This window comes from Ferrimonas senticii DSM 18821 (genome assembly GCF_000422665.1).
Lineage (GTDB): Bacteria > Pseudomonadota > Gammaproteobacteria > Enterobacterales > Shewanellaceae > Ferrimonas > Ferrimonas senticii.
In genome coordinates this window covers 170,083-193,351 of sequence record NZ_AUGM01000004.1, presented here as the reverse complement: position 1 = coordinate 193,351, position 23,269 = coordinate 170,083, and the positions used below count along the sequence as shown (strand labels likewise).

Below are 23,269 nucleotides of genomic sequence, written 5' to 3'. Positions count from 1 at the left end.
CGGGAGCCTGGTGGCTCCCGTTTTGTTTGCGACTAAAACCGCGATCAGACGATCGGTGGCTCTTCCGATAACGTCATCGATTCATCCAAGCTGTATTCAAACTCTTCCCACTGCTCGGCGATGTCATCAACCGCGTCATCGTAGTAGGCCAAGTGGAACAGCGCCTCGCCCTCGTGCACCAGTGGCAGATTGGTGCGGCCAATGACGATACTGTCTTTCGGGGCAATCACCGGTTCTTCGGCATCCCCTAACGGATCGGCAATGATCCCCAATACCGCCCCTTTTTCCGCTTTCGCCCCCATCGCAATGGTGGCGCGGAAGATACCGGAGATCGGTGCCCGCACCCAAGATGAACTGCGGGAGATCATCGCGTCATCAACGTGCTTGGCGCGGCTGCTGCTAGGCAGCATGCCCAGATGACGCATCACGTTCATCACCCCTTTCACCCCAGCGCGAATGCAAACCTCATCAAAGCGCAGCGCTTCGCCGGCCTCGTACAGCAAGATTGGGGTGCCGTTTTCCCCCGCCACCTGACGCAGTGACCCATCGCGAATGGCCGAATGCATCACCACCGGTACACCAAAGGCGTGCGCCATCGCGGCGGTTTCCGGCTGGTCCAGATCGGCACGGATCTGCGGCAAGTTATCGCGATGGCGAGCGCCGGTATGCAAGTCGATGCCGTGGGTACACTTGTTGACCACCTCTTCTAAGAAGGTGTACGCCACTCGACCGGCCAAGGTGCCGCGCTGGCTGCCTGGGAAGCTGCGGTTCAGATCGCGACCATCAGGCAGATAACGGGTTTTATCTAAGAAGCCGTGGACATTAACAATTGGTGCCAGCACCAAGGTGCCCTTAAGCCGCTTTAACGCTTTGAGCTTTTGCAGACGACGGATCACCTCTACGCCGTTGATCTCATCGCCGTGGATCGCCGCACTAACAAACAAGCAGGGGCCTTCACTGCGGCCATGGTAGATCCGCAAGGTCAGCGGCAGGCTCTGCTGGGTCACCATCGACGCCAACGGAATATCCACCGTCACCTGTTGGCCGGGTAGAATCGTTTGGCCACCAAACTCAATCGGTTTGCTTTTGCGCGCTGTGGTCGCAGCAGGCTTTGGGGTGCTCATTATGGTGATCCTCTTTTTCGGCCAAACGCCAACGTTTGGACTGCAATCAGTTAAGACGCCAACGGTCGATACTGCAAAAGTGCCAGAGATCGGCGCCAACAAAAAAGCGACCAAATCAAACTGCACCCAATTTTGTGAAGTGGCGCACAGCCACTGGCAACAATGGTGCAAAAATCAGGCAACAAAAAAGCGCTGTCCTGAGAACAGCGCTTTTTCAGTACTTTAGCTTATTCGCTTAGCCTTTGCTGCGTTTCGCTACAGTTTGGCAGTTAGCGTTTTGTTCGATGTGCTCGATGATCTGCGCCGCCACGTCGATCTTGGTGGCCAGTTCGATGCCTTCCAAGCCTGGGGAGGAGTTTACTTCCATCACCAGTGGACCACGTTCGCTACGCAGGATATCAACCCCAGAAACGCCCAGCCCCATGGTCTGCGCTGCCGCAATCGCGGTGTTACGCTCTTGCTCAGTCAGTTCGGTCAGCTGTGCGCTGCCGCCACGGTGCAGGTTAGAACGGAACTCGCCAGACATTGCGGTACGTTCCATCGCTGCCACCACTTGGTCGCCGATCACGAAACAACGTACGTCGCTGCCGCCCGCTTCTTTGATGAACTCTTGCACCAAGAAGTCCGCTTCCAGCTCGCGGAATGCATCAATCACGCTTTCCGCCGCTTTCGGGGTTTCCGCCAATACCACACCACGACCCTGAGTGCCTTGCAGCAGCTTCAGTACCAGTGGTGCACCGCCAACCATTTTGATCAGATCTTTGGTGTTGTCGATGGCGTGAGCAAAACCGGTGTTCGGCATGCCGATGCCCTTTTGCGACAGCAGCTGCAGTGAACGCAGTTTGTCACGAGAGCGCCCCAGAGGAATGGATTCGGTCAAGCAGTACACGCCCATCATTTCGAACTGGCGAATTACGGCGGTGCCGTAGTTGGTGATTGAGCTACCGATCCGAGGGATCACCGCATCAAACCCTTCCAGCTTTTCACCTTGGTACCAGATCGCAGGTTTGGTGGACGCAATGTCCATGTAACACTGCAGGGTATTGATGACGTGCATCTCATGGCCACGCTTTTCACCCGCTTCCACCAAACGTTTGGTGGAGTACAGGTTAGGACCACGGGACAGAATTGCTATCTTCATAGCATAAATTCCTTAATTAATGGGTTGCGCTCGCTATCAGCCCTCGTCGCTGCAGCGGTCGTTGTTTTCACTGCACTCGGCTTCAGCAATAGGAGCTGGCTCAAGCAGGTAGCTCTCGGCTACGTCTACCGCAAAACGACCTTCCATCGCGTTGCGGCCCAGTAGCATTCTGAAGCGCATGCTATCACGGTTAGTCAAAGTTAGCTCTGCTTCGAACTCTTGACCACCAACCACCATACGGCTGGAGATAACATAACGCAGCTCAGTAGAGCCACCGGAGTTGGTTACTTCGCGACGGTCGGAAACCGGCGCTTCACAAATCACTTCGGTCTCGGTGTCGTCTTGCAGAGGGTGAATCGCAAAACGCACCCACTGCTTGCCGTCGCGATCGAATGGTTCAACGCGGAATGCGTGCAGTGCACAGGTCTTAGCGCCGGTATCTACCTTTGCCTTGATGTTTGGCAAACCTAACTCAGGCAGATGAACCCATTCGCGCCAGCCGATAGTGGTTTTGGATTGACTCATAACGAGACTCCTAGACTAGAGAAAAAAAGGCCGCAGATAGTACAAGCAACTGGGCTAGGTCGGATAGTGGTTAACCAGCACGATTCAGGCTTCGTTCAGCTTGGTAAGATTGACGTAAATAACCAATCCAACAACTAGCTTAGCCAACTTCCGCCGGCTTTGATGACAACCACCGCAGAAAGACTAAATCACTGTTCAATTTTAATATTTAATGTTCAATAAAACGCCAAGGCGAGGCCGTTTGCATGGTTTGCCACAAATCACCACTTGTTAAAGATTGGTTGCCAGACACATTCAGGAAACACAAAAAATGCCCAACCTAGGTTGGGCATTTTCAGTGATCCGCGCCGCCCCAAAGGACGATTTAGGCTGCGGCGATTCAGCCGAACCAATGCGCTAACAATTGCACCACGCCCAAGCCAAAGAAACCCGCAAGGACATCATCAATCATGATCCCAAAACCGCCGTGAACGTGGCGGTCCAACAGCCGAATCGGCCACGGTTTAACGATGTCGAACAAGCGAAACGCGGCAAAGGCGATTAACCACCAGTGCCAGCCTTGGGGCAGCGCCGCCATGGTGATCAGCATCCCCACCACTTCATCCCAGACGATCGCCGGATTGTCATGCTCGCCCATGTCTTTGGCGGTTTTGTCACACAGGTAGATCCCGACCAGCCCCATCAACGCCACAATCGCAGCGTAGAGTGGCAACCCGAGATCCTGCATGACGAAGAACAGCGGCAACGCCGCTAAGGTGCCAAAGGTGCCCGGCGCTTTGGGAGCCAGGCCTAAGCCAAAGCCGAATGCCAAAAAGTGCACCGGATTGGACATCTTAATTCCAGGAAAGCGGCTCATGTTTCCTCCGCAAAGTGGTTGTAACCGTGTACATCAATGTGCACCGGTTGGTCGTGTTGCAGATAACGAATGCCTTCACCGGCAACGATTTGACCAATGCAGATCGGCACCGCACTGGTTTCGCTGATAGCGGTGCTTAGGGCGGCCTTGTGGCTGTCTGGTACGGTAAACAGCAGCTCGTAATCCTCGCCACTGCCAAGCGCTAACTGCAGCGCTTGCTGGCGCCCCACGAGCGCTTCCAGCTTGGGGTTAATCGGGATCTGCGCCAACTCAATCTGCGCTCCGACACCGCTGGCTTTAAGCAGGTGTCCCAAATCAGAACCCAAGCCATCGGACAGGTCCATCGCCGCCGATGCCAAGCCGCGCAGGGCAATACCCGCCGCCAGTCGCGGTTTCGGGGTTAAATGACGGTCGATAAATGGCTGCCACGCTGGATCGGTGTTGCCATCGTACAGCGCTTGTAAACCGGCACCGCTATCGCCCAATGGCCCAGTCACGTAGATCCAATCGCCGACCTTGGCGCCATCGCGGCGCAGCGCCCGCCCCTGCGGTACATGGCCATGAACGGTGATGGTTAGACTTAACGGCCCACGGGTGGTGTCCCCGCCAACCAGCGCCACGCCGTAGTAGTCACACACCTCTTCCAAGCCTTTAGCAAACTGCGCCAGCCAGGGCTCATCTATCGCTGGCATGGTGATCGCCAGCGTCATCCACGCCGGCTCGGCGCCCATTGCCGCCAAGTCACTGAGGTTGACCGCCACCGTCTTAAACGCCAATTTGGCGGGATCGATGTCGGCAAAAAAGTGAATGCCGCTGACCAAGGTGTCGGTCGATACCACCAGGTGATGCCCTTCCGGCACATTCAGCAGCGCCGCATCATCACCGACCCCAAGGATCACATCCTTGCGGCTACGACGGTGGGTAAAGAACCGTTTGATTACAGTAAATTCGCCAGAACTCATGATGTTTTTGGTAATCGTTTTAGTAATACCAATTCACTTAAGTAAATGGTCTGTCTAGTGCGAAGGAGAAATCGTCTCAATCAAGGCACTCAACGCCGCTGCTAGTGGCTCTACCAGTAAGTTGAGTAACGCCGAGTGAGGCGATTTAAACCAGCAATAATACTCAGATATTTAGGTGCATTGGTATGATAGTTCGGTGAGGTTATAAAAACGGCCACATCGATGATGTGGCCGTTGAGTATTGAGTCAGACAGTGACGCCTTAATTTAACCTTTTTGACGGTTCAAGGAGATCGCCAGCTTATCCAGCACGCCGTTAACGAACTTGTGGCTCTCTTCAGCGCCAAAGATCTTAGCCAGCTCGATAGCTTCGTTGATCGCTACCTTGAATGGTACGTCATCGCGATAGATCAGCTCGTAAGCTGCCAAGCGCAAAATGGCCAGTTCCAACTGATCCACTTCTTCAACCAAGCGTGCCAAGTTTGGCTTCAGCTTCGCATCCAAGCTGTCCGCTTGGTTTGCTACGCTGGCCAGCAGCTCACGGAAGTAAGCCACATCGGCACCTTGGGTATCTTGTTCGGTTAAGAACTGATGCTCTACATCGGCGATAGCGTTGCCGCTCATCTGCCAGGAGTAGAGGGCCTGAACCGCCAGTTGACGGGCTTTACGACGCTCGGAAGGCTTCACACAACTCTCCAATCTGGCCTTAGTCAGCCAGTTGTTTCAAGACGTTTACCATCTCTAGCGCGCTTAGAGCAGCTTCGCCACCCTTGTTACCAGCTTTGGTACCAGCGCGCTCGATGGCTTGTTCAATGGTATCTACGGTCAGCACCCCGAAGGTTACTGGGGTATCAAACTCCAGCATCACCTGAGCCAATCCTTTGTTGCACTCACCGGCAACGAAATCGAAGTGTGGGGTACCACCACGGATCACCGCACCTAGGGCGATGATGGCATCGTAGTTGCCAGTGGCAGCCAGACGACGTGCAACCAGTGGCAGTTCGAATGCACCAGGGGCACGAACCACAGTGATGTCTTCATCGTTCACTTGGCCAAAACGCTTCAGAGTGTCCAGTGCACCGTCAACCAAGCTTTCAACCACAAAGCTGTTGAAACGGCCAACTACCAGAGCAATTTTAGCGCCTTTGGCTTCGATGTTACCTTCGATAACGTTCATGTTCTGTTCCATTTATTTCTTATAGCCCCGACAAGGGGGCAAAAAAGTGGCGGTATGATAGCACAAGCAGCGAACTTGTCAGCGGCCTGTGCCATCGGAAATTAGGGAAATTATTGGTGGATATATTCGATCACTTCGAGGCCAAAACCGGCCAACGAGTGATAGCGGGTTTGCCCCGACAGCAGACGCATCTTGGTAACCCCAAGATCCGCCAGAATTTGCGAACCAACACCGACGGTGCGCGGCGCTTCGTGATTTGGTCGTAGGCCAATCTCGGTGCCGCTTTGGCTGCGTGCCAAGCCCTGCAACTGCTCTAGTACGTATTCGGATTGGTGCTCACGCCCCAGCAATACCAGCACCCCGCCTTCGGCGGCGATCTTGGCCATGGCGTCGTCGATCTCCCAAGTGCTTTCGCCCTTGTGGGTCGAGCCCAGCAGATCCCGCAATGGATCTTCGAGGTGTACGCGCACTAGGGTTTCCGCGCCGATCTCGCCTTTTACCAGTGCCACGTGGCGTTGGTTGTCGATGGTGTCACGGTATAAGGTCAGTTCGAAGTCGCCGTATTTGGTTGGCAACACGCACTGGGTCTCTTTGACGATGGTGGTTTCGTGCAGGTTACGGTACTCAATCAGATCGGCGATGGTGCCAATTTTAAGACCGTGCTCTTCGGCGAACACTTCCAACTCTGGACGACGCGCCATGGTGCCGTCTTCGTTAAGGATCTCAACGATCACCGCCGCCGATTCAAAGCCCGCCAAACGCGCCAGATCCACCGACGCTTCGGTATGGCCAGCACGGTTGAGCACGCCGCCATCTTTGGCGCGCAGCGGGAAGATGTGGCCCGGCTGCACCAGATCCGCAGGGGTCGCATCTTTGGCCACCGCCGCTTGAATGGTAATGGCACGATCCGAGGCCGAGATACCGGTGGTCACACCCTTGGCCGCTTCGATAGAAACGGTAAAGGCGGTGGCAAACTGTTCGGTGTTGTTGCTAACCATCTGATGCAGACCCAGCTGATCACAGCGCTGGGCGCTCATCGGCATGCAGATCAGGCCGCGGCCGTAGCGTGCCATAAAGTTGATCGCCTCTGGGGTCACGGCTTCGGCAGCCATGATCAGATCGCCTTCGTTTTCGCGATCTTCATCATCCATCAGGATCACCATCTTGCCCTGTCGGATATCTTCGATGATCTCTTCGATCTTATTCAGCGCCATTGCTGTTGTTCCTTGTTATTTGATGAAGCCGCTGCGGGCCAATGTTTCAAAAGTTAAACCAGAGGATTGCGGCTCGGCTTGTTCACGGCCAAGCAGCAGTTGTTCGAGGTAACGCGCCAACAGATCGACCTCGAGGTGAACGCTGTCGCCCACTTTCAGATCGGTCAGGGTGGTTTCGCTGGCGGTGTGCGGCACGATGGTTAGCCGGAAACGAGTACCGTCAATTTCGTTCAGGGTCAGGCTGACGCCATCGATAGTGACCGAGCCTTTGTGCGGCAGATAACGCACCAGATTGGCTGGCGCTTGCAGCCAGAACTCAATCGCCCGAGCACGAACCTCGCGGGCGACACAGGTCGCCACGCCATCAACGTGGCCGCTAACCAAGTGACCGCCGAGTCGGGTCGATGGCGTCACCGCCCGTTCTAGGTTGACCTTGTGGCCAACACTAAAACGGCTGAAGTTGGTTAGGTCGAGGGTTTCCGCCGAGACGTCAGCGATAAAGTGATCGCCACCTAAGCTAACAACGGTTAGACAAACGCCGTTGGTGGCGATGGAGTCGCCCAGTTGTACGTCCGCCAGCGGCAATTTGCCAGTGGCCACGGTTACCCGCAGATCGCCACCGCGTCGCTCCAGTTTGCGCAGTTCGCCAACGGCTTCAATGATCCCAGTAAACACCTGTTTGTAATCTCTTAATGCTTGCTTGTCAGGGTCAGGCGCAGATCGGCACCAACTCGACGAATATCAGTAAATTGCAGATCCACCGTTTGGTGCATCTGGCTAAATTCGGGCAGTTCCAGTAGGCCGCGAGCGGGGTTGCCCATCAGCTTCGGTGCTTGGTACAGCACCAACTCATCCCACAGGTGCGCCGAGATAAAGGCCGCCGCTAAGCTGGCCCCGGCTTCTACCAGCACCTCGTTGATGCCACGTTTGCCCAGTTCCATCATCAGCAGGATCAGATCGACCTTGCCATCGCGCGGAGCACTGCACCATTGGCTGACTTGGGTCGGCCATTGGCACTGGTAGGGCGCGGTGCTGGCCAGCAGAATATCGCCGTCGCACTCGGTCAGTTTTAATGGCGGCGCCAAGCGGTTGCGGCCATCGATCACCACCCGCAGCGGTTGCTGCAATTGTGCCGAGTCGATGCGGCTTTGCCAGTGACCCAGCTCACCATGACGAACATTCATCGACGGGTTATCAATCAGTACTGAGTCAGCCCCGGTGATGATCGCATCGGAGCGGGCTCGCAGCCGCTGCACATCTTCACGGGCTTTGGCGCCGGTGATCCACTGCGACTCGCCGTTGCTGAGCGCAGTGCGGCCATCAACCGAGGACGCCAGTTTGATGCGAACATAGGGAAAGCCGGTACGCATCCGCTTAATAAAACCGGGATTAAGCGCTTCGGCATCGGCTTGCAGTAAGCCGTGGCTAACCTCGATGCCCGCATCGCTGAGCATCTTCAAACCGCGGCCGGCCACTTGTGGATTGGGATCGACCATCGCCGCCACCACGCGAGCAACACCGGCGTTGATCAACGCTTCGGCGCACGGCGGGGTGCGGCCGTAGTGACTGCAAGGCTCTAGAGTGACATAGGCGGTGGCACCACGGGCGCGATCGCCAGCAGCGCGCAGCGCATGCACTTCGGCATGGGGCTCACCGGCTTTCAGATGCGCACCTTCACCGACCACTTCGCCATCATTAACGATGACGCAGCCAACCCGAGGGTTAGGACGGGTAGTCAGCAGCCCCCGCTGCGCCAGCTTAAGTGCCCACGCCATGTACTGCTGGTCAATCTTGGAAAAGGTCATTAGCGTTTGTCCAAACTGGCGATCACTTCGCCAAACTGGGCCAAGTCATCGAACGAACGATACACCGAGGCAAAACGGATGTAGGCCACTTTATCGAGGTTCAGCAACTGTTCCATCACCAAGTTGCCAATCAGCTCTGAGCTGACTTCGCGCTCACCAGTGGCGCGCAGCGCCGATTTGATCCGATTGATCGCCTGTTCAACCTCATCGGCACCGACCGGACGCTTTTCTAACGCCCGTTGAATACCGCGGCTCAGCTTGTCTTCATCAAAGGGTTGGCGAACGCCATCTTGTTTGATCACCCGAGGCATCACCAACTCCGCCGTTTCGAAGGTGGTGTAGCGTTCATTACAGGTTAAACATTGGCGGCGACGGCGCACTTGCAGACCGTCGGCAACGAGGCGGGAATCGATCACCTTGGTGTCGCTTGCGGCACAAAATGGGCAGTGCATCGGAGCTCCGAAACGATGGGGAAATTGCCCGCAAGAATACCCAATTTTAGTCATTGACGGAAATCAATCGGTCACAAAAAGCCCGCATTAAAGCCAGTTCCGAGTCAATTTTGCGAGCCACCTAATGCTCTGGAAGTGGAGGGCGCGTAGACCTTTGCCATATATTTTTGCGCCATTAACGTCAGTTCCTCAAAGTAGATTGAATTTGGCACTTTCACTTCGCTGTTAAAGGTCACTATGTGCGCCTTTCAGGGGCGGACTAGCGGCTGTCACTCTTCATCATACGATTTCGACGTAGAGCCCTGATTTTGATTTCAGAAGAGAGGGTCTTCAATCGCAATTCCCGAATGACAACCGTTATCCTCGACCAAATTCTGAATACCAAACGTCAACACGCCCTAGCAAACCGTGGCGGACCAGCCACTGACTTAAGTTATAAAAAAGCGGGGATCACCGATCCCCGCCGCAGTCGGATGACGCCAATCAATCACCCAAGGTCGCCACCATCACCGCTTTGATGGTGTGCATCCGGTTTTCCGCTTCATCAAAGACGATCGAATGCTCGGATTCAAACACCTCTTCGGTGACCTCCAGTCCCTTCATGCCGTACTGTTCGGCTATCTCTTTGCCGATGGTGGTTTCATCGTTATGGAACGCTGGCAAACAGTGCATAAACTTAACTTGGGGATTGCCGGTGCGACGCACTAAGTCCATGTTGACTTGATAAGGCTTCATCAATTCAACCCGTTCCACCCACGCCGCTTTGCTTTCGCCCATCGACACCCACACGTCGGTGTAGAGGAAGTCGACCCCTTGTACCCCTTCACTGGTGTCTTCGGTCAACATGATCCGCGCCCCAGTTTGTTGGGCGATCTGTTGGCAGGTGGCCACCAACTCGGGATCCGGCCAAAACTGCTTGGGCGCCACCAAGCGAATATCCATCCCCATCTTGGCCGCGCCGACCAACAACGAATTACCCATGTTGTTACGGGCATCACCTAGATAGGCAAACGCTATCTGCTGCAGCTGTTTACCTTGGCCATGTTCCAGCATCGTCATAAAGTCTGCCAAGATTTGGGTTGGATGCCATTTGTCGGTTAACCCATTCCATACTGGCACCCCGGCGTATTGTCCCAACTCCTCCACCGCCTGTTGCGAGAAGCCACGGAACTCAATGCCATCGTAGAAGCGGCCAAGCACCCGCGCGGTGTCTTTAACCGATTCTTTATGGCCCATCTGCGAGCCGCTGCCGATGTAGGTTACATGGGCGCCTTGATCCAGCGCCGCCACTTCAAAGGCACAGCGGGTGCGAGTGGAATCTTTTTCAAAAATTAGCGCAATATTTTTATTGGTTAGCCGTGGTTTTTCATAGCCGGCGTATTTGGCTTTTTTTAATTCTAAACTTAGGGTCAACAGATGTTGAATCTCTTGCGGTTGGAAATCCAAAAGTTTCAAAAAGTTTCGATTACGCAAATTAAAAGACATAATAATTCCTTAGTTGCCGACAGCAACAACAGCAGAAGCACATTCGAAAAAACATTTTAATGAAACCTAATTATTAAAATTCCAAGTCGCTAACCTAATACATCTAAGATTAAGCAAACTTAATTATGCAGTAGCTTTTTCTGGAATAGCCTTACGCAACTCAAATTTTAATAACCGTGAACTTTATTACTGCAGGTTAAATATCATCGCGAGAAATTGGACAGCTCATGCAGCGCGCACCACCTCGACCACGCCCCAACTCTTCACCCGGAATGGTCAGCACCTTGATGCCCGCCTGTTCCATGTTTTTGATGGTGTTGACGTTGCGCTCGTAGGTCACCACGACCCCAGGCTCGATGGCTAATACATTGTTGGCGTCATTCCACTGCTCGCGCTCCGCTTCAAAGATGTCGCCACCGGTGGGAACCAGTCGCAGTTCCGGCACATCCAGCGCCTTGGCGATAGCATCGGTAAAGCAGCCTTGAACTCGATTGGCTTCCAGCTGCTCCTGATTATTCATGGTTAATTCCCAGCAATCGGTGTCATTGCGCATGATCTCTGGGTAGTAGGTAAAGCAATCCAGATCCATCTGGGTAAAGACGGTATCTAAGTGCATACAACTGCGCGATTTAGGCAGTTCTAGCGCGATCACTTTTTTGGCTTGGCCGGTTTTAAACAGCGCCCGTGATAGCTGCTCTACCCCTTGCGGCGTGGTGCGTTCTGACATGCCAATTAGCACGTTACCACGGCCAAGTACCAGCACATCGCCGCCCTCAATGGTGGCGTTATCGTAATTGCAATCGCAGTCACTTAGGTAGTTGATAAAGTCTTTATTTTTAAACATCGGATGGAACTGATACAGCGCCCGCAGGTGCACGGTTTCCCGCTTGCGTGCCGGTTTGGCCATCGGATTCATCGACACCCCACCGTAGATCCAGCAAGAGGTATCGCGGGTGAACAGATGATTGGGGATCGGTTCAATTAAGAAGTCCGTCGGCTTTAAACGCCCCAAGGTCATGCTTTTGCTGCAAGCGCCCATCTCCGCCAGCGTCAGCCCGCCAGTTAAGCATTCGGCTAAATCTGGGTTGCTTAAGCTTTCCAGGTACTGACGTACTTCGGTCGCCAAGGTTTCACCAAATCGGTAGTGGTTGATCTGCCGGTCAAGTACCCATTTTTTCGCCTCGGCACTGATAAAGGTTTCCGCCAACATGTCGTTTAGCAGCAACACCTCAACGCCATTTTCGGTCAGTACTTGTTGAAACCGATCATGTTCGGCACCGGCTTGATCGATGCGCAGCACATCATCAAACAACAGCGTTTCAAAGTTACTGGGAGTTAGGTGTTTCAGACTTAATTGCGGACGATGAAGCAACACTTTGCGGAGTTTACCGACTTCGGAACCAACATACAGATCTTTCATTTTGAACCTCGCTACAGAATTAACTGCTTAGATAAATGAAATATTTGATTTAACTGCGGCTATTGGAGTCTGTCGCTGTTGTCGGCAAGTGTAGCGCTGCCATGGTCGCCAGAATTGACTTAAATCAACGATTTCATCGGAATATTTGTTGGGTTGACCGACATAGCGACTGAATATTTGCTAATAACGGGTGTTCCATTGTTAAAAATGGTCGGTTACCCAGTTTTACTCACGCTTTATTCATTATGCACAAAACAACCATTAAGTGACCCAGATCACTAAATTCAACAAGTCGAATTTGAAATACTTAAATCACCGGAAGCCCGGCCCAAAAGTTCGTTCTTGATTCAGTTTCGCGTCATTGGTTTTTCATTTAGGAAATAATGTGATGAAAGCAATCAGTCGATTTAAGTTACCCTCTGCATACACCATTCTTTTTATAATTATTGCGTTTATGGCGGCGATGACCTGGGTGGTTCCTGCCGGGCAATACGAGATGGTCATGAATGAAGATCTCGGCCGTGAGATCGCCGTTGCCGGTACCTATGCGGCCACCGAAGCCAACCCCCAAGGCTTTCTCGATATCATCAGCGCGCCGATCATCGGCATCCAAAAAACCATCGATTTAGGGCTATTTATTCTGTTTATCGGTGGCTACCTGATGGTGATCACCGCCACCGGTGCCATCGACAGCGGCATCGCCCGAGCGGTGGTTAAGCTAAAGGGCAAAGAACATCTGATGATCCCAGCGTTGATGCTCTGCTTTGCCGCTGGTGGCACCATCTATGGCATGGCCGAAGAGACCATCCCCTTCTACATTCTGCTGCTGCCGGTGATGATCGCCGCAGGCTATGATGCGGTCACCGCCGTCGCCATCGTGCTGATCGGCTCTGGCATCGGCGTGCTGGGTTCCACCATCAACCCGTTTGCCACCGTTATCGCCTCTGACGCCTCCGGCATCCCCTTTACCGAAGGCATGATGCTGCGCCTGGTGATTCTGGTACTCAGCTTTGTCACCGCCTGCGCCTTTGTTATGCGCTATGCCGCTAAGGTGCGGCAAAACCCAGAACTGTCAGTCGTGGCGGATCTGAAACAGCAAAATGAGCAGCACTTCTTACATCAAAAAGACGCGCAAACGCTTGAATTTACCGGTCGTCACAAAATCATTCTGACCATCTTTGGTGCCACTTTCGCGATTATGGTGTGGGGCGTGGCCTACGGCGGCTGGTGGATGAACGAGATGTCGATGCTGTTCCTGTTGGCGTCGATTCTGGTGGCCTTGATTGGCGGCCTTAGCGAAGAGCAGTTTGCCGAAAAGTTTGTCGATGGCACCCGCGATCTGCTCGGGGTAATGCTGGTTCTGGGGATCGCCCGCGGCATTGGCATCATCATGGATAACGGCATGATCTCCGGCACCATTCTGCACTGGGGTGAAACCGTATTGGCGGACGTTAACTCGGTATTGTTCGTTAACCTGATGTACGGCATTCACATCATCCTATCGTTCCTGATCCCTTCCACTTCCGGTCTGGCGGTGTTCTCGATGCCGATCATCGCGCCATTAGCGGACTTTGCTGGGGTAGGTCGTGATCTGGCCGTCACCGCTTACCAATCCGCCTCTGGTTGGGTCAACCTGATCACCCCTACCTCTGGGGTGGTGATTGCCGCCTTGGCCATCGGCCGGATCTCCATCGTCCGCTGGATCAAGTTTATCGCGCCACTGCTGCTGGCACTGGCGGTGATCTCCATGGTCTGTTTAAGCCTCGCCGCCCTGTAATCGCACCGTGACTCTGCGGTGGTCGCCGCCGCAGAGTCGACAACCGCAACCGATTTGCCGCACCAGCAAGGAAGACGATATGCGTACTCAAGATGTTGGATTGATCAAAGCGTTTAAAGCGATGCTCGCCGAGCAGCACTTTCATAATCAGCAAGAGATGGTAGAGGCGCTAAAAGCCCAAGGATTCAACGACGTCAGCCAGTCCAAGGTGTCGCGGATCCTGAATAACATCGGCGCGGTGCGCACCCGCAACGCCAAAAAGGAGACCGTTTACTGCGTGCCAGGTGAAATCGCAGTACCGGCAATTGATGTGCCGTTGGCCAGCTTAGTGTCGGACATCGACTTTAACGATTATCTGGTGGTGATCAAAACCACCCCGGGCGGCGCCCAAGTGGTCGCACGACTGTTGGACTCTCTAGGCCGAGGCGACGGCATTCTTGGCTGCGTTGCTGGCGACGACACCATGTTTGTTACCCCGACCCGCAATACCTCAATCGAACGGCTGTATCAGACCATCAAGACCGTGCTGGCCTTCCACTAGCCGTTTACCCACTGTGTTATCCGTTGTAGAGATAATGACATGACTCAGCAAAAACCTTTGATCGTCATTGCCATTGGTGGCAATGCCCTGCTGCAGCGCGGCCAAGCCATGACCTGCGCGAATCAACGCGACAACATCGCCAAAACCACCTCGGCGTTGGCGGCACTATCGCAACAGTATCGATTGGTGATCGTCCACGGCAATGGCCCACAAGTGGGGCTGATTGCCCTGCAAAACTTGGCCTACACCGAAGTCGCCAGTTACCCATTGGATGTGCTGGGCGCCGAATCCCAAGGGATGATCGGCCTGCTACTGGCGCAGGGGCTCAAGCGGTCGATGCCGCAGGCGCAGATCGCCACCATCTTGACGCAAATTGAAGTAAGCAAGGACGATCCGGCATTCGCCAATCCCGATAAATTTATCGGCCCCATCTACGAGCACCAACAAGCGCTGGCGCTGGCGCGAGCCAACGACTGGACCATCAAAGCCGACGGCGACCATTGGCGCCGAGTCGTACCCTCACCTAAGCCGTTGGGGATCATCGAATTAGAATCGGTACGAGAGCTGCTGGATGCGGGCGAGATCGTCATCTGCTGTGGCGGCGGTGGCAGCCCAGTTATTCGCGATGGCGATGAGATCAATGGCGTTGAAGCGGTGGTGGATAAAGACTTGGCGGCGGCGCTGTTGGCCAAGCAACTGCACGCCGAGCATCTGTTGATCCTGACCGACGCCGACAATGTGGTGCTGAATTGGGGCCAGAGTGACGCCACCCCACTGCATCAGGTAAGCGTGGCAGAGATCAGCCAATATCAATTTGCCGCCGGTTCGATGGGGCCCAAAGTGGATGCAGTCTGTCGCTTCGCCGCCGAGACCGGTGGTATTGGTCACATCGGCGCCCTCGCCAAAGCAGAGCAGATCATGGCGGGCACCGCCGGTACCCACGTTAGCCGAGAAACCGTTGCACCAGCGGTCGCCAGCTAACAGGCAATAACCTTGAGTAACATCAAAGCCGGTCACTGCTTGGCAATGACCGGCTTTGTTATGTTGTCAGTTGTCAGTTGTCAGTTGTCAGTTGTCAGTTGTCAGTTGTCAGTTGTCAGTCAGGGTAGTTAACCGGCTCTACCCCACTATCAACTAAATACTATTAACTACTAGCTATTAACTATCCACTATCAACTAAACGCTCTTAACTACTGGCTATTAACTATTAACTACTAGCTATTAACTATCCACTACCAACTAATTCCTGCTCTCTGCATCAGAGCGTTAAGCGTACACCGGGAAGCGCTGACACAACTCCAACACCTGCGCTTTTACGCGTTGCTCAACCGCTTCGTTGCCGAAGTTATCCAGAATATCGCAGATCCAACCGGTCAGTTCGCGAGCTTCCGATTCACCCATACCGCGACGGGTTAATGCCGGGGTACCGATCCGCAAACCGGAGGTCACAAATGGGCTGCGCGGATCGTTTGGCACCGAGTTTTTATTGACGGTGATGTTAGCGCGACCAAGAGCGGCATCGGCGTCTTTACCGGTGATATCTTTATCGATCAGATCCAGCAGGAATAGGTGGTTGTGAGTACCGCCAGAGACAATCTTGTAGCCGCGACCTTTAAAGACCGACGCCATCGCTTGGGCGTTTTTCACCACCTGCTGCTGATAGGTTTTAAATTCCGGCTGCAGCGCCTCTTTAAAGGCCACCGCTTTAGCTGCAATCACGTGACACAGCGGGCCACCCTGACCACCGGGGAATACCGCGGAATTCAGTTTTTTCTCGATGGTTTCATCGCCGCAAGCAGACAGAATCAAGCCGCCACGCGGGCCAGCTAAGGTCTTGTGGGTGGTAGTCGTAACCACATGGGCGTGTGGCAGCGGATTCGGGTAAACGTCGGCGGCAATCAAACCGGCGACGTGGGCCATATCGACAAACAGGTAGGCGCCAACTTCGTCAGCAATCTCGCGGAACTTGGCCCAATCCAAAACCCCAGAGTAAGCCGAGAAACCGGCGATGATCATCTTTGGTTGATGCTCTAACGCCAGCTTACGTACCTCGGCGTAATCGATTTCGCCAGTATCAGGGGTAATGCCGTACTGCACCGCGTTGTAGATCTTGCCAGAGAACGACACCGACGCACCGTGGGTCAGGTGACCCCCATGGGCCAAGCTCATCCCCAATACGGTATCGCCGGGCTGCAATAGCGCCATAAATACCGCGGCATTGGCTTGCGAGCCAGAGTGCGGTTGAACGTTGGCATAGCTGGCGCCAAACAGTTCACAAGCACGGGAGATAGCCAGTTTTTCCGCCACATCCACATGTTCACAACCGCCGTAGTAACGCTTGTCTGGGTAACCTTCGGCGTACTTGTTGGTTAGCTGCGAACCTTGGGCTTCCAGCACCCGTGGGCTGGTGTAGTTTTCCGAAGCGATCAGCTCAATGTGGTGCTCTTGGCGCACTCGCTCGGCTTCCATTGCTTCCCACAATTCGGGATCGAAATCGGCAATGTTCATGTTCTTTTCCAGCATTCCATTACTCCATGGCGTTGATCCGCTGCTGCTTGTTTGACAGCGCAGCGCTCGTGAACAGTGGCCGGATTGTAACGCGGTGAAATTTTGAACCCAAGCCAACCGTCGGCAAAAGCCAATCCCTTGGTGGTAGCGATAACTGACAGCCACCACTTTGATAACGGCCTACCCTGATTACTACGTTCCCGCCCAGCAACAGGCACAAAAAACCGGACGCGAGGTCCGGTTTTTGAGAGAAACTAAAGCATAGGCTTAGAAGGTGTACTTCAGGTTAACGCCAGCGTAACGGCCAGGTTGGGTAAAGTCACCATCCTCGCTTCCAAGTGCATTAACCAATCCTTTAGACAAGGAAGCCACATCGGCGTAGTTGACGTACTCTTTATCAAACAAGTTGTATACCCCTGCACGAACTTGCAGGTTATCGGTCATCTCAACGCCAACAGTAAAGTCGACGGTAGCCCAACCGGCTGTATTGAACACCTTGTTCATCCCAGTAGGATCAACATCAACCAAAGCCAAATCAGTTGTTCTGCTCATGTGGTCGGCAAAATGAACATTTAAGGCAACATCCAATGGTTTGCCCATCAACTCATCAAAGTAGTTAACACCAACATTACCTTTCAGCGGGCTAATGGTATTGAGGTAATCACCGTTACCATCTTCACCATGCGTATAGGCAATATTACCCCACACCTTTAGGTCATCAGTGATCCAATGGCTGGCTTGCATCTCTGCACCATACATTGTGACTTCATCCAGGTTAATGTAACGGTATTGAAGATTGCCCAGTCCCATGTCACACAAGAAACCTTCACAACCGGTAAATTCCCAATCGATGTAATCTGAAGCACTAATGTAGAAAGCGGTCAGTTCATAACTGGTATTGTCGTGGTTTCCACGCACACCCACTTCGTAGGTATGGCTAGATTCGGACTCAAGATCGTAATTTGGATTAATCTGAATCTCGACCATCCCAGGTAATGCTTCGACGACCAACTCCCCCCATTTCTGGTCAGGGGTAGGCATTTTGTATCCGTACGCGTATTGCGCATAGACATTAACGTCATCTGTCAGTTGATAAACCAAACCAACCTTTGGCGACCAGAAACCTTCACTCATCTGCGCAAAGTTTTCAGCATCTTTACCTGCATCAACCGCCATCTGAATATCAGGAGTGTTGCGGAAGTAGTCGTAACGCAAGCCCATTACCAGGTTCAGATCACCATCAAGCAGAGTAATGTCGTCTTGAATAAAAGCCCCAACACGAAGGCTCTCGGTGTCTGCAAAGGCAAACGGGTTAGATATACCGCATTTAGGCTTACCGAATGCACCAGTCGCATTACAATCAGTAATTTGGTTGTATTGGCGCGGACGGCTCATCTCTGACTGCTCAATATCAACGCCGTAGGTTAGGTTATGGCCGTAACTATCGTGACCAATGTATTTAGCAAAGGTCGAAGTAAAGCCGTAACGCTGCTCCTCAAAGCCGTAATCACGGGTCTGCGTCAAAGTGTCTTTAGGTGCATTGTCGTGCTTGTAGTAATCACGCCACTCGTCCTGCTTGGTACTACCGAAATACATCACCAAGTCGAGATTATCGTGCATGAACGTGGCTTTCTCAGAGCGCAAACGCAGCGAGCCATTAAACACCTTGGTGGTACGATCAGTATCGATCCACTCATGCTTTGCCTGGTTTGTACCTTCAACATCGGTTTCCCAACGCTCTAGATTCTGCTCTAGAAAATCCAGGGTCAGCTGCAGGTTGGTGTCGTCGTTGAAGTGGTACTTAGACTTAAACAGCACGCTGTCGGTCACTAGATCGGAATCTGGCAGGGTTTTGTCGTAGTTCTGCTGCTCTTCACCAGTGCGGTGCTGGTATGCGATCAGGTTTTCAAAATCGTTGTAGGCTGCGGCGGCAGTGAAACCCGCCGCATACTCGTCGTTCAGACCAGTGTAGCCAGCGTTAACTGAAGCGTAGTGATCAGCGCCCAGCAGATAGTCTTCGGCGTCTTTGGTTTGCATTACCACCACGCCGCCAAGGGCATCAGAGCCGTAGATGGTCGAAGCTGCAGCCTTAACCACTTCCACCTGTTTTAGGCCTTCCACTTCAGTCAGACCACGGCCGGTACCTTCAGCGCCAGGACCCAGTGGTGAAGCGTACTGGTTGTTCACGCGCACGCCGTCTTTGACCATCATCACTCGGTTGCCGCCGATGCCACGAATGGTTACTGAGGTCGATTTGCCAGCGCCACCCTTAACGTCCACTGCCGCTTCGGTGCGGAACAAGGTGGCAAAGTCAGTACTCATGTTGCGGGCGATGTCCTCTTCGGTCAGCACCGATACTGAGCCAGCCACGTTTTGCAGGTTCTGCTCCAAACGAGAGCCGGATACCACGATAACCTCGACATCTTGCTTGGCTTTGGCCGAAGCGGGATCAATTGCGGCCTGCTCAGCCAGTGCAACAGGGGCGGTCAAGGCTGCGGCAACCGCAGCACTGATAACATTCAAACGCATGTTCATGGAGTGAAACTCGTAGGAAGAACGCTCACCACTGCACAAAAAGCGGGCAAACGTTAACAATTCTTAGTTAGTGGAATTAAAATCGCGCAGGAATGTAACAGCAGGGTTTATTAAAAACGGAGGTGCAGTTCTCATTTTTACTTTGCAGCAACCAACTTTTACCTAGTTAGCGGTAGTTGTTAGCAAACTGGCAGTGTCATTCACCAAAGCCGAACTTCTTGGCTGTTTACCCTTTACAGCGAGCGCGCAACAATCCACTAAAAGGCCAGCAGCAGTCGGCAAATTTGCGGTAAAATTGGGGTTTTCTTGTAACTTAAGCAGAAGCACAACCATGGCTCAGTTTATCTACAGCATGTTGCGCGTTGGCAAGGTGGTCCCGCCAAAGCGTCACATCCTTAAAGACATCTCCCTGTCGTTCTTCCCTGGCGCCAAAATCGGCGTATTGGGTTTGAACGGTGCCGGTAAATCCACCCTGCTGCGCATTATGGCCGGCGTTGACACCGAATTCGAAGGTGAAGCCCGTCCACAACCTGGCATCAACGTTGGCTACCTGCCGCAGGAGCCAAAACTGGATCCGGCCAAGACCGTTCGTGAAGTGGTCGAGGAAGCGGTATCCGACGTGGCTGGTGCGCTAAAGCGTTTGGACGAGGTGTACGCCGCCTACGCTGAGCCAGATGCGGATTTTGACGCGCTGGCCAAAGAGCAAGGGCAACTGGAAGCGATCATCAGTGCCAAAGATGGTCACAATCTGGAAAACGCCCTAGAGCGCGCGGCCGATGCGATGCGTCTGCCAGCGTGGGACGCCAAGATTGAAAACCTTTCCGGTGGTGAGCGCCGCCGTGTGGCACTGTGCCGTCTGCTGCTGGAAAAGCCAGACATGCTGCTGCTGGACGAACCAACCAACCACTTGGATGCCGAATCCGTAGCGTGGCTGGAGCGTTTCTTGGTGGAATACCCAGGCACCGTGGTGGCGATTACCCACGACCGTTACTTCTTGGATAACGCCGCTGGCTGGATCCTAGAACTGGACCGTGGTGAAGGCATTCCATGGGAAGGCAACTACTCCTCTTGGCTGGAGCAGAAAGACGAGCGTCTGAAGCAAGAAGCGGCGCAAGAGAAAGCCCGCCAGAAGTCGATCGAGAAAGAGCTGGAGTGGGTTCGTCAGAATCCAAAAGGCCGTCAGGCTAAGTCCAAGGCGCGTATGGCCCGCTTTGATGAGCTGAACACCAGCGACTACCAGAAGCGCAACGAGACCAACGAGCTGTTCATTCCGCCAGGGCCACGTCTGGGCGACAAAGTGCTGGAAGTGAACAACCTGACCAAGTCGTACGATGGCCGCGTGCTGATCGACGATCTGTCGTTTTCGATTCCAAAAGGCGCCATCGTTGGCATCATCGGTTCTAACGGTGCTGGTAAGTCTACCCTGTTCCGGATGATCTCCGGCAAAGAGCAGCCAGATTCCGGTTCCATCACCTTGGGTGAAACCGTGCAGATCGCCTCGGTGGATCAGTTCCGTGACAACATGGACGATTCCAAAACCGTATTCCAAGAGATCTCCAACGACCAAGATATCCTGCGTATCGGTAACTTCGAGATTAACTCCCGCGCTTACGTATCCCGTTTTAACTTTAAAGGCGTGGATCAGCAAAAACGCGTTGGCGAGCTGTCCGGTGGTGAGCGCGGTCGTCTGCACTTAGCGAAGCTGTTGCAAGCTGGCGGCAACCTGCTACTGCTTGACGAACCAACCAACGACTTGGATATCGAAACCCTGCGGGCACTGGAAAACGCGCTGCTGGAATTCCCAGGCTGTGCCATGGTGATCTCGCACGATCGCTGGTTCTTGGACCGCGTAGCGACCCACATTCTGGACTACCGCGACGAAGGCAAGCACAACTTCTTCGAAGGTAACTTCCAAGAATACGCCGAGTGGATGAAGAAAGAGCAAGGCATCGACATCACCGAGCCAAGCCGCGTTAAGTACAAGCGCATTAGCTAAGGTTCAGTCTACGGTGGGCAGTTTTTAGTAATTAGTTGCTCATCAGTGCATCCAGCATAACGCTTAATTTTAGCGGTGCGGATACCGATAACGAACTCGGCATTAACACAAAACCGCAGCCGGAAAGGTTGCGGTTTTTTGCATTAGTAAGAGCAGTTATGAGTTTTTAGTAATCAGTTACTCAGCGGTAACTCAAGGACACTGCTCTAGCTCTTACTAATAACTAACAACTATTAACTAATAACTGATAGCCACACATTAAACTAGGCGATTTGCAGACGGTCTTTCAGTAACCGCGCCCGCACTTGGTCATAGCCGTAGTTAAATACGATGGCGTAGATAAAGAAGAACAGCACAATACCGATATCCAGAATCAGCACCGTCCAGAAATCAAAGCCGGTCGCCCACATCAACAGCGGCAACATCAGGCCCATCAAGCTCACTTCAAAGCCGATACCATGGCCCAAGCGCATCTGCCAACTGCGGTTTAAACGATCTTCACCAAACACTCGGTCAAACCACAGGTTATAGCCATAGTTAACCGTCATGGCGATCAAGCTCATGGCGATGGCCACGCCGGTCATCTTGCTCATGTCCATCGACGTCAGGTAACTGCCCGCAGGAATCATAATCAGCAGCGCAATCACTTCAAATAACAGGCTGTGGCCGACGCGCTCACGGCGGCTCATTGGAATGGGTTGAGCAGCAGTTGTGGTCACTGGCGTTTCCTAATCAAAATTGAATGACGACCAATTTATCGTTATTTATGATTAACCCAAGTTAGTAACCATCAGCTTTACTGATAGATAAATGCCATGATCAATCTGCATCAACTGGAGATGTTCGTCTGCTGCGCCGAACAAGGGTCGTTCTCCGCCGCCGCTCGTAAGCTGGGTAAAGCGCAATCGGCCATCAGCCAAGGGATCGCCAATCTTGAGATCGATCTCAACCAAACCCTGTTTGACCGCAGCACCCGCAAACCCACCCTGACCCCGCAAGGGCAACTGCTGCTGCAACAGGCGCAAGCAGTATTGCTGCAAGCGCAAGACCTGCAAGCCACCGCCTTAACCTTAAATAGCGATACCGAAACCAGCCTGGCACTGCTGGTGGATCCGGCGTTGCTGCTGCCCAAGCTGTATCAGATCCTCGCCGAATTTAGTGCCCAGTTCAGTGCCACTACCCTGTCACTGCACGTGGAGAATAGCGATGCCATTAATCAGCACATTCGCCAGGGACGTGGTGACATCGGCCTAACGCTGATTGATCACAGCATGCCGATTGGGGTCGAGTTGGGTTACATCGGCCAGTTGCCGTTTGCCACGGTCGCCCACCCGGAGCACCCCTTAGCCAAATTGACCAGTGTTGGTCGCGGTGATCTCAGCAGCCATCGGCAACTATTGCTGCGCAGTATCGATGGCAAAGGCATCAGCACCTGCCCAACGATTTCCCCTAAGTTGTTGTGGTGCAACGATTTCATCGCCATGAGTGAATTAACCCAACAACAGCTAGGCTGGTGTTACCTGCCCGCCCACATTGCCGAACCGGCGATCGCTCAGGGGCGATTGATGTCGCTGCCAATCCGTTTTGATCTGCAGCAATGGAGCGTCCCAGTGGATCGGGTGACCGCGTTAGGGAGCATAAAAGGGCCAGCGCTGCTGTGGCTAGAGAACGCCTTGGCAGGGTTATTAATCGAAGAACCGTCTTAAAGAGTCAAAAGCAGTTATCAGTGGTTAGTCGTTGGTCGTTAGTCGT

General features: G+C 53.5%; 22 protein-coding genes. 6 read left to right on the top strand and 16 right to left on the bottom strand.

Annotated features, from left to right (window positions below):
* Positions 1 to 44 precede the first annotated feature (44 nt).
* Positions 45 to 1,124: a succinylglutamate desuccinylase/aspartoacylase family protein gene (locus G506_RS0104495; RefSeq protein WP_051201893.1), complete on the bottom strand. Its 1,080-nt coding sequence runs from the start codon at positions 1,122 to 1,124 to the stop codon at positions 45 to 47.
* Here G506_RS0104495 and G506_RS0104490 point away from each other — a divergent pair.
* Positions 1,117 to 1,350, top strand: a complete 234-nt coding sequence (locus G506_RS0104490; RefSeq protein WP_156904787.1) for a hypothetical protein — start codon at positions 1,117 to 1,119, stop codon at positions 1,348 to 1,350. The two genes, G506_RS0104495 and G506_RS0104490, sit on opposite strands and share 8 nt — an antisense overlap.
* Positions 1,351 to 1,359: 9 nt before the next feature.
* Here G506_RS0104490 and rimK read toward each other — a convergent pair whose 3' ends face one another.
* The 12 genes from rimK to arcA all read right to left on the bottom strand — a co-directional run bounded on the left by rimK (position 1,360) and on the right by arcA (position 12,160).
* Positions 1,360 to 2,265: a 30S ribosomal protein S6--L-glutamate ligase gene (gene rimK, locus G506_RS0104485; RefSeq protein WP_028115834.1), complete on the bottom strand. Its 906-nt coding sequence runs from the start codon at positions 2,263 to 2,265 to the stop codon at positions 1,360 to 1,362.
* 36 nt (positions 2,266 to 2,301) lie between these two features.
* Complete coding sequence (locus G506_RS0104480) at positions 2,302 to 2,790, bottom strand: ATP-dependent zinc protease family protein (RefSeq protein WP_028115833.1); 489 nt, start codon at positions 2,788 to 2,790, stop codon at positions 2,302 to 2,304.
* 379 nt (positions 2,791 to 3,169) lie between these two features.
* Positions 3,170 to 3,646, bottom strand: coding sequence for a phosphatidylglycerophosphatase A family protein (locus G506_RS0104475; RefSeq protein ID WP_028115832.1), 477 nt, complete (start codon positions 3,644 to 3,646; stop codon positions 3,170 to 3,172).
* Positions 3,643 to 4,608, bottom strand: a complete 966-nt coding sequence (gene thiL / locus G506_RS0104470; protein WP_028115831.1) for a thiamine-phosphate kinase — start codon at positions 4,606 to 4,608, stop codon at positions 3,643 to 3,645. Before thiL ends, G506_RS0104475 begins: the two co-directional genes overlap by 4 nt.
* Positions 4,609 to 4,874: 266 nt before the next feature.
* Positions 4,875 to 5,294 carry a transcription antitermination factor NusB gene (nusB, locus tag G506_RS0104465; protein ID WP_028115830.1) on the bottom strand — a complete coding sequence of 140 codons (420 nt, stop codon included), beginning with the start codon at positions 5,292 to 5,294 and terminating at the stop codon, positions 4,875 to 4,877.
* 19 nt (positions 5,295 to 5,313) lie between these two features.
* Positions 5,314 to 5,784, bottom strand: a complete 471-nt coding sequence (ribH, locus tag G506_RS0104460; RefSeq protein WP_028115829.1) for a 6,7-dimethyl-8-ribityllumazine synthase — start codon at positions 5,782 to 5,784, stop codon at positions 5,314 to 5,316.
* Positions 5,785 to 5,894: 110 nt separating this feature from the next.
* Positions 5,895 to 6,998, bottom strand: a complete 1,104-nt coding sequence (ribBA, locus tag G506_RS0104455) for a bifunctional 3,4-dihydroxy-2-butanone-4-phosphate synthase/GTP cyclohydrolase II (protein WP_028115828.1) — start codon at positions 6,996 to 6,998, stop codon at positions 5,895 to 5,897.
* Positions 6,999 to 7,013: 15 nt separating this feature from the next.
* Entirely contained in the window at positions 7,014 to 7,673 is a 660-nt protein-coding gene (locus tag G506_RS0104450; protein WP_028115827.1) for a riboflavin synthase, read from the bottom strand.
* Positions 7,674 to 7,687: 14 nt separating this feature from the next.
* On the bottom strand, positions 7,688 to 8,803 hold the full coding sequence (gene ribD / locus G506_RS0104445; RefSeq protein WP_028115826.1) for a bifunctional diaminohydroxyphosphoribosylaminopyrimidine deaminase/5-amino-6-(5-phosphoribosylamino)uracil reductase RibD: 1,116 nt from the start codon (positions 8,801 to 8,803) through the stop codon (positions 7,688 to 7,690).
* Positions 8,803 to 9,255 carry a transcriptional regulator NrdR gene (gene nrdR / locus G506_RS0104440; RefSeq protein ID WP_028115825.1) on the bottom strand — a complete coding sequence of 151 codons (453 nt, stop codon included), beginning with the start codon at positions 9,253 to 9,255 and terminating at the stop codon, positions 8,803 to 8,805. The genes ribD and nrdR overlap by 1 nt, the downstream gene beginning before the upstream one ends.
* A 483-nt stretch (positions 9,256 to 9,738) precedes the next feature.
* Entirely contained in the window at positions 9,739 to 10,740 is a 1,002-nt protein-coding gene (gene argF, locus G506_RS0104435; protein WP_028115824.1) for an ornithine carbamoyltransferase, read from the bottom strand.
* A gap of 196 nt (positions 10,741 to 10,936) precedes the next feature.
* Positions 10,937 to 12,160: an arginine deiminase gene (gene arcA, locus G506_RS0104430; RefSeq protein WP_028115823.1), complete on the bottom strand. Its 1,224-nt coding sequence runs from the start codon at positions 12,158 to 12,160 to the stop codon at positions 10,937 to 10,939.
* Between the two features lie 388 nt (positions 12,161 to 12,548).
* Here arcA and G506_RS0104425 point away from each other — a divergent pair, with 388 nt between their 5' ends.
* The 3 genes from G506_RS0104425 to arcC all read left to right on the top strand — a co-directional run bounded on the left by G506_RS0104425 (position 12,549) and on the right by arcC (position 15,459).
* Positions 12,549 to 13,937 carry a YfcC family protein gene (locus tag G506_RS0104425; protein ID WP_240473384.1) on the top strand — a complete coding sequence of 463 codons (1,389 nt, stop codon included), beginning with the start codon at positions 12,549 to 12,551 and terminating at the stop codon, positions 13,935 to 13,937.
* A gap of 79 nt (positions 13,938 to 14,016) precedes the next feature.
* Positions 14,017 to 14,478 (top strand): transcriptional regulator ArgR, encoded by a 462-nt coding sequence (gene argR, locus G506_RS0104420; RefSeq protein WP_028115821.1) that lies wholly within the window; start codon positions 14,017 to 14,019, stop codon positions 14,476 to 14,478.
* Between the two features lie 39 nt (positions 14,479 to 14,517).
* Positions 14,518 to 15,459 carry a carbamate kinase gene (gene arcC / locus G506_RS0104415; RefSeq protein ID WP_028115820.1) on the top strand — a complete coding sequence of 314 codons (942 nt, stop codon included), beginning with the start codon at positions 14,518 to 14,520 and terminating at the stop codon, positions 15,457 to 15,459.
* A 285-nt stretch (positions 15,460 to 15,744) separates the two neighbouring features.
* On the opposite strand, the gene glyA is transcribed toward arcC, so the two are convergent.
* Both glyA and G506_RS0104405 read right to left on the bottom strand, forming a co-directional pair.
* Complete coding sequence (glyA, locus tag G506_RS0104410) at positions 15,745 to 17,001, bottom strand: serine hydroxymethyltransferase (protein WP_028115819.1); 1,257 nt, start codon at positions 16,999 to 17,001, stop codon at positions 15,745 to 15,747.
* A 252-nt stretch (positions 17,002 to 17,253) separates the two neighbouring features.
* On the bottom strand, positions 17,254 to 19,521 hold the full coding sequence (locus tag G506_RS0104405; RefSeq protein WP_028115818.1) for a TonB-dependent hemoglobin/transferrin/lactoferrin family receptor: 2,268 nt from the start codon (positions 19,519 to 19,521) through the stop codon (positions 17,254 to 17,256).
* A 331-nt stretch (positions 19,522 to 19,852) separates the two neighbouring features.
* On the opposite strand from G506_RS0104405, the gene ettA reads away from it, so the two are divergent.
* On the top strand, positions 19,853 to 21,517 hold the full coding sequence (gene ettA, locus G506_RS0104400; RefSeq protein WP_028115817.1) for an energy-dependent translational throttle protein EttA: 1,665 nt from the start codon (positions 19,853 to 19,855) through the stop codon (positions 21,515 to 21,517).
* Positions 21,518 to 21,780: 263 nt separating this feature from the next.
* On the opposite strand, the gene G506_RS0104395 is transcribed toward ettA, so the two are convergent.
* The gene (locus G506_RS0104395) at positions 21,781 to 22,236 is read right to left on the bottom strand and encodes a PACE efflux transporter (RefSeq protein ID WP_240473383.1); all 456 of its coding nucleotides are present in this window, start codon (positions 22,234 to 22,236) and stop codon (positions 21,781 to 21,783) included.
* Between the two features lie 96 nt (positions 22,237 to 22,332).
* Here G506_RS0104395 and G506_RS0104390 point away from each other — a divergent pair, with 96 nt between their 5' ends.
* Positions 22,333 to 23,223, top strand: a complete 891-nt coding sequence (locus tag G506_RS0104390) for a LysR family transcriptional regulator (protein ID WP_028115815.1) — start codon at positions 22,333 to 22,335, stop codon at positions 23,221 to 23,223.
* Positions 23,224 to 23,269 lie beyond the last annotated feature (46 nt).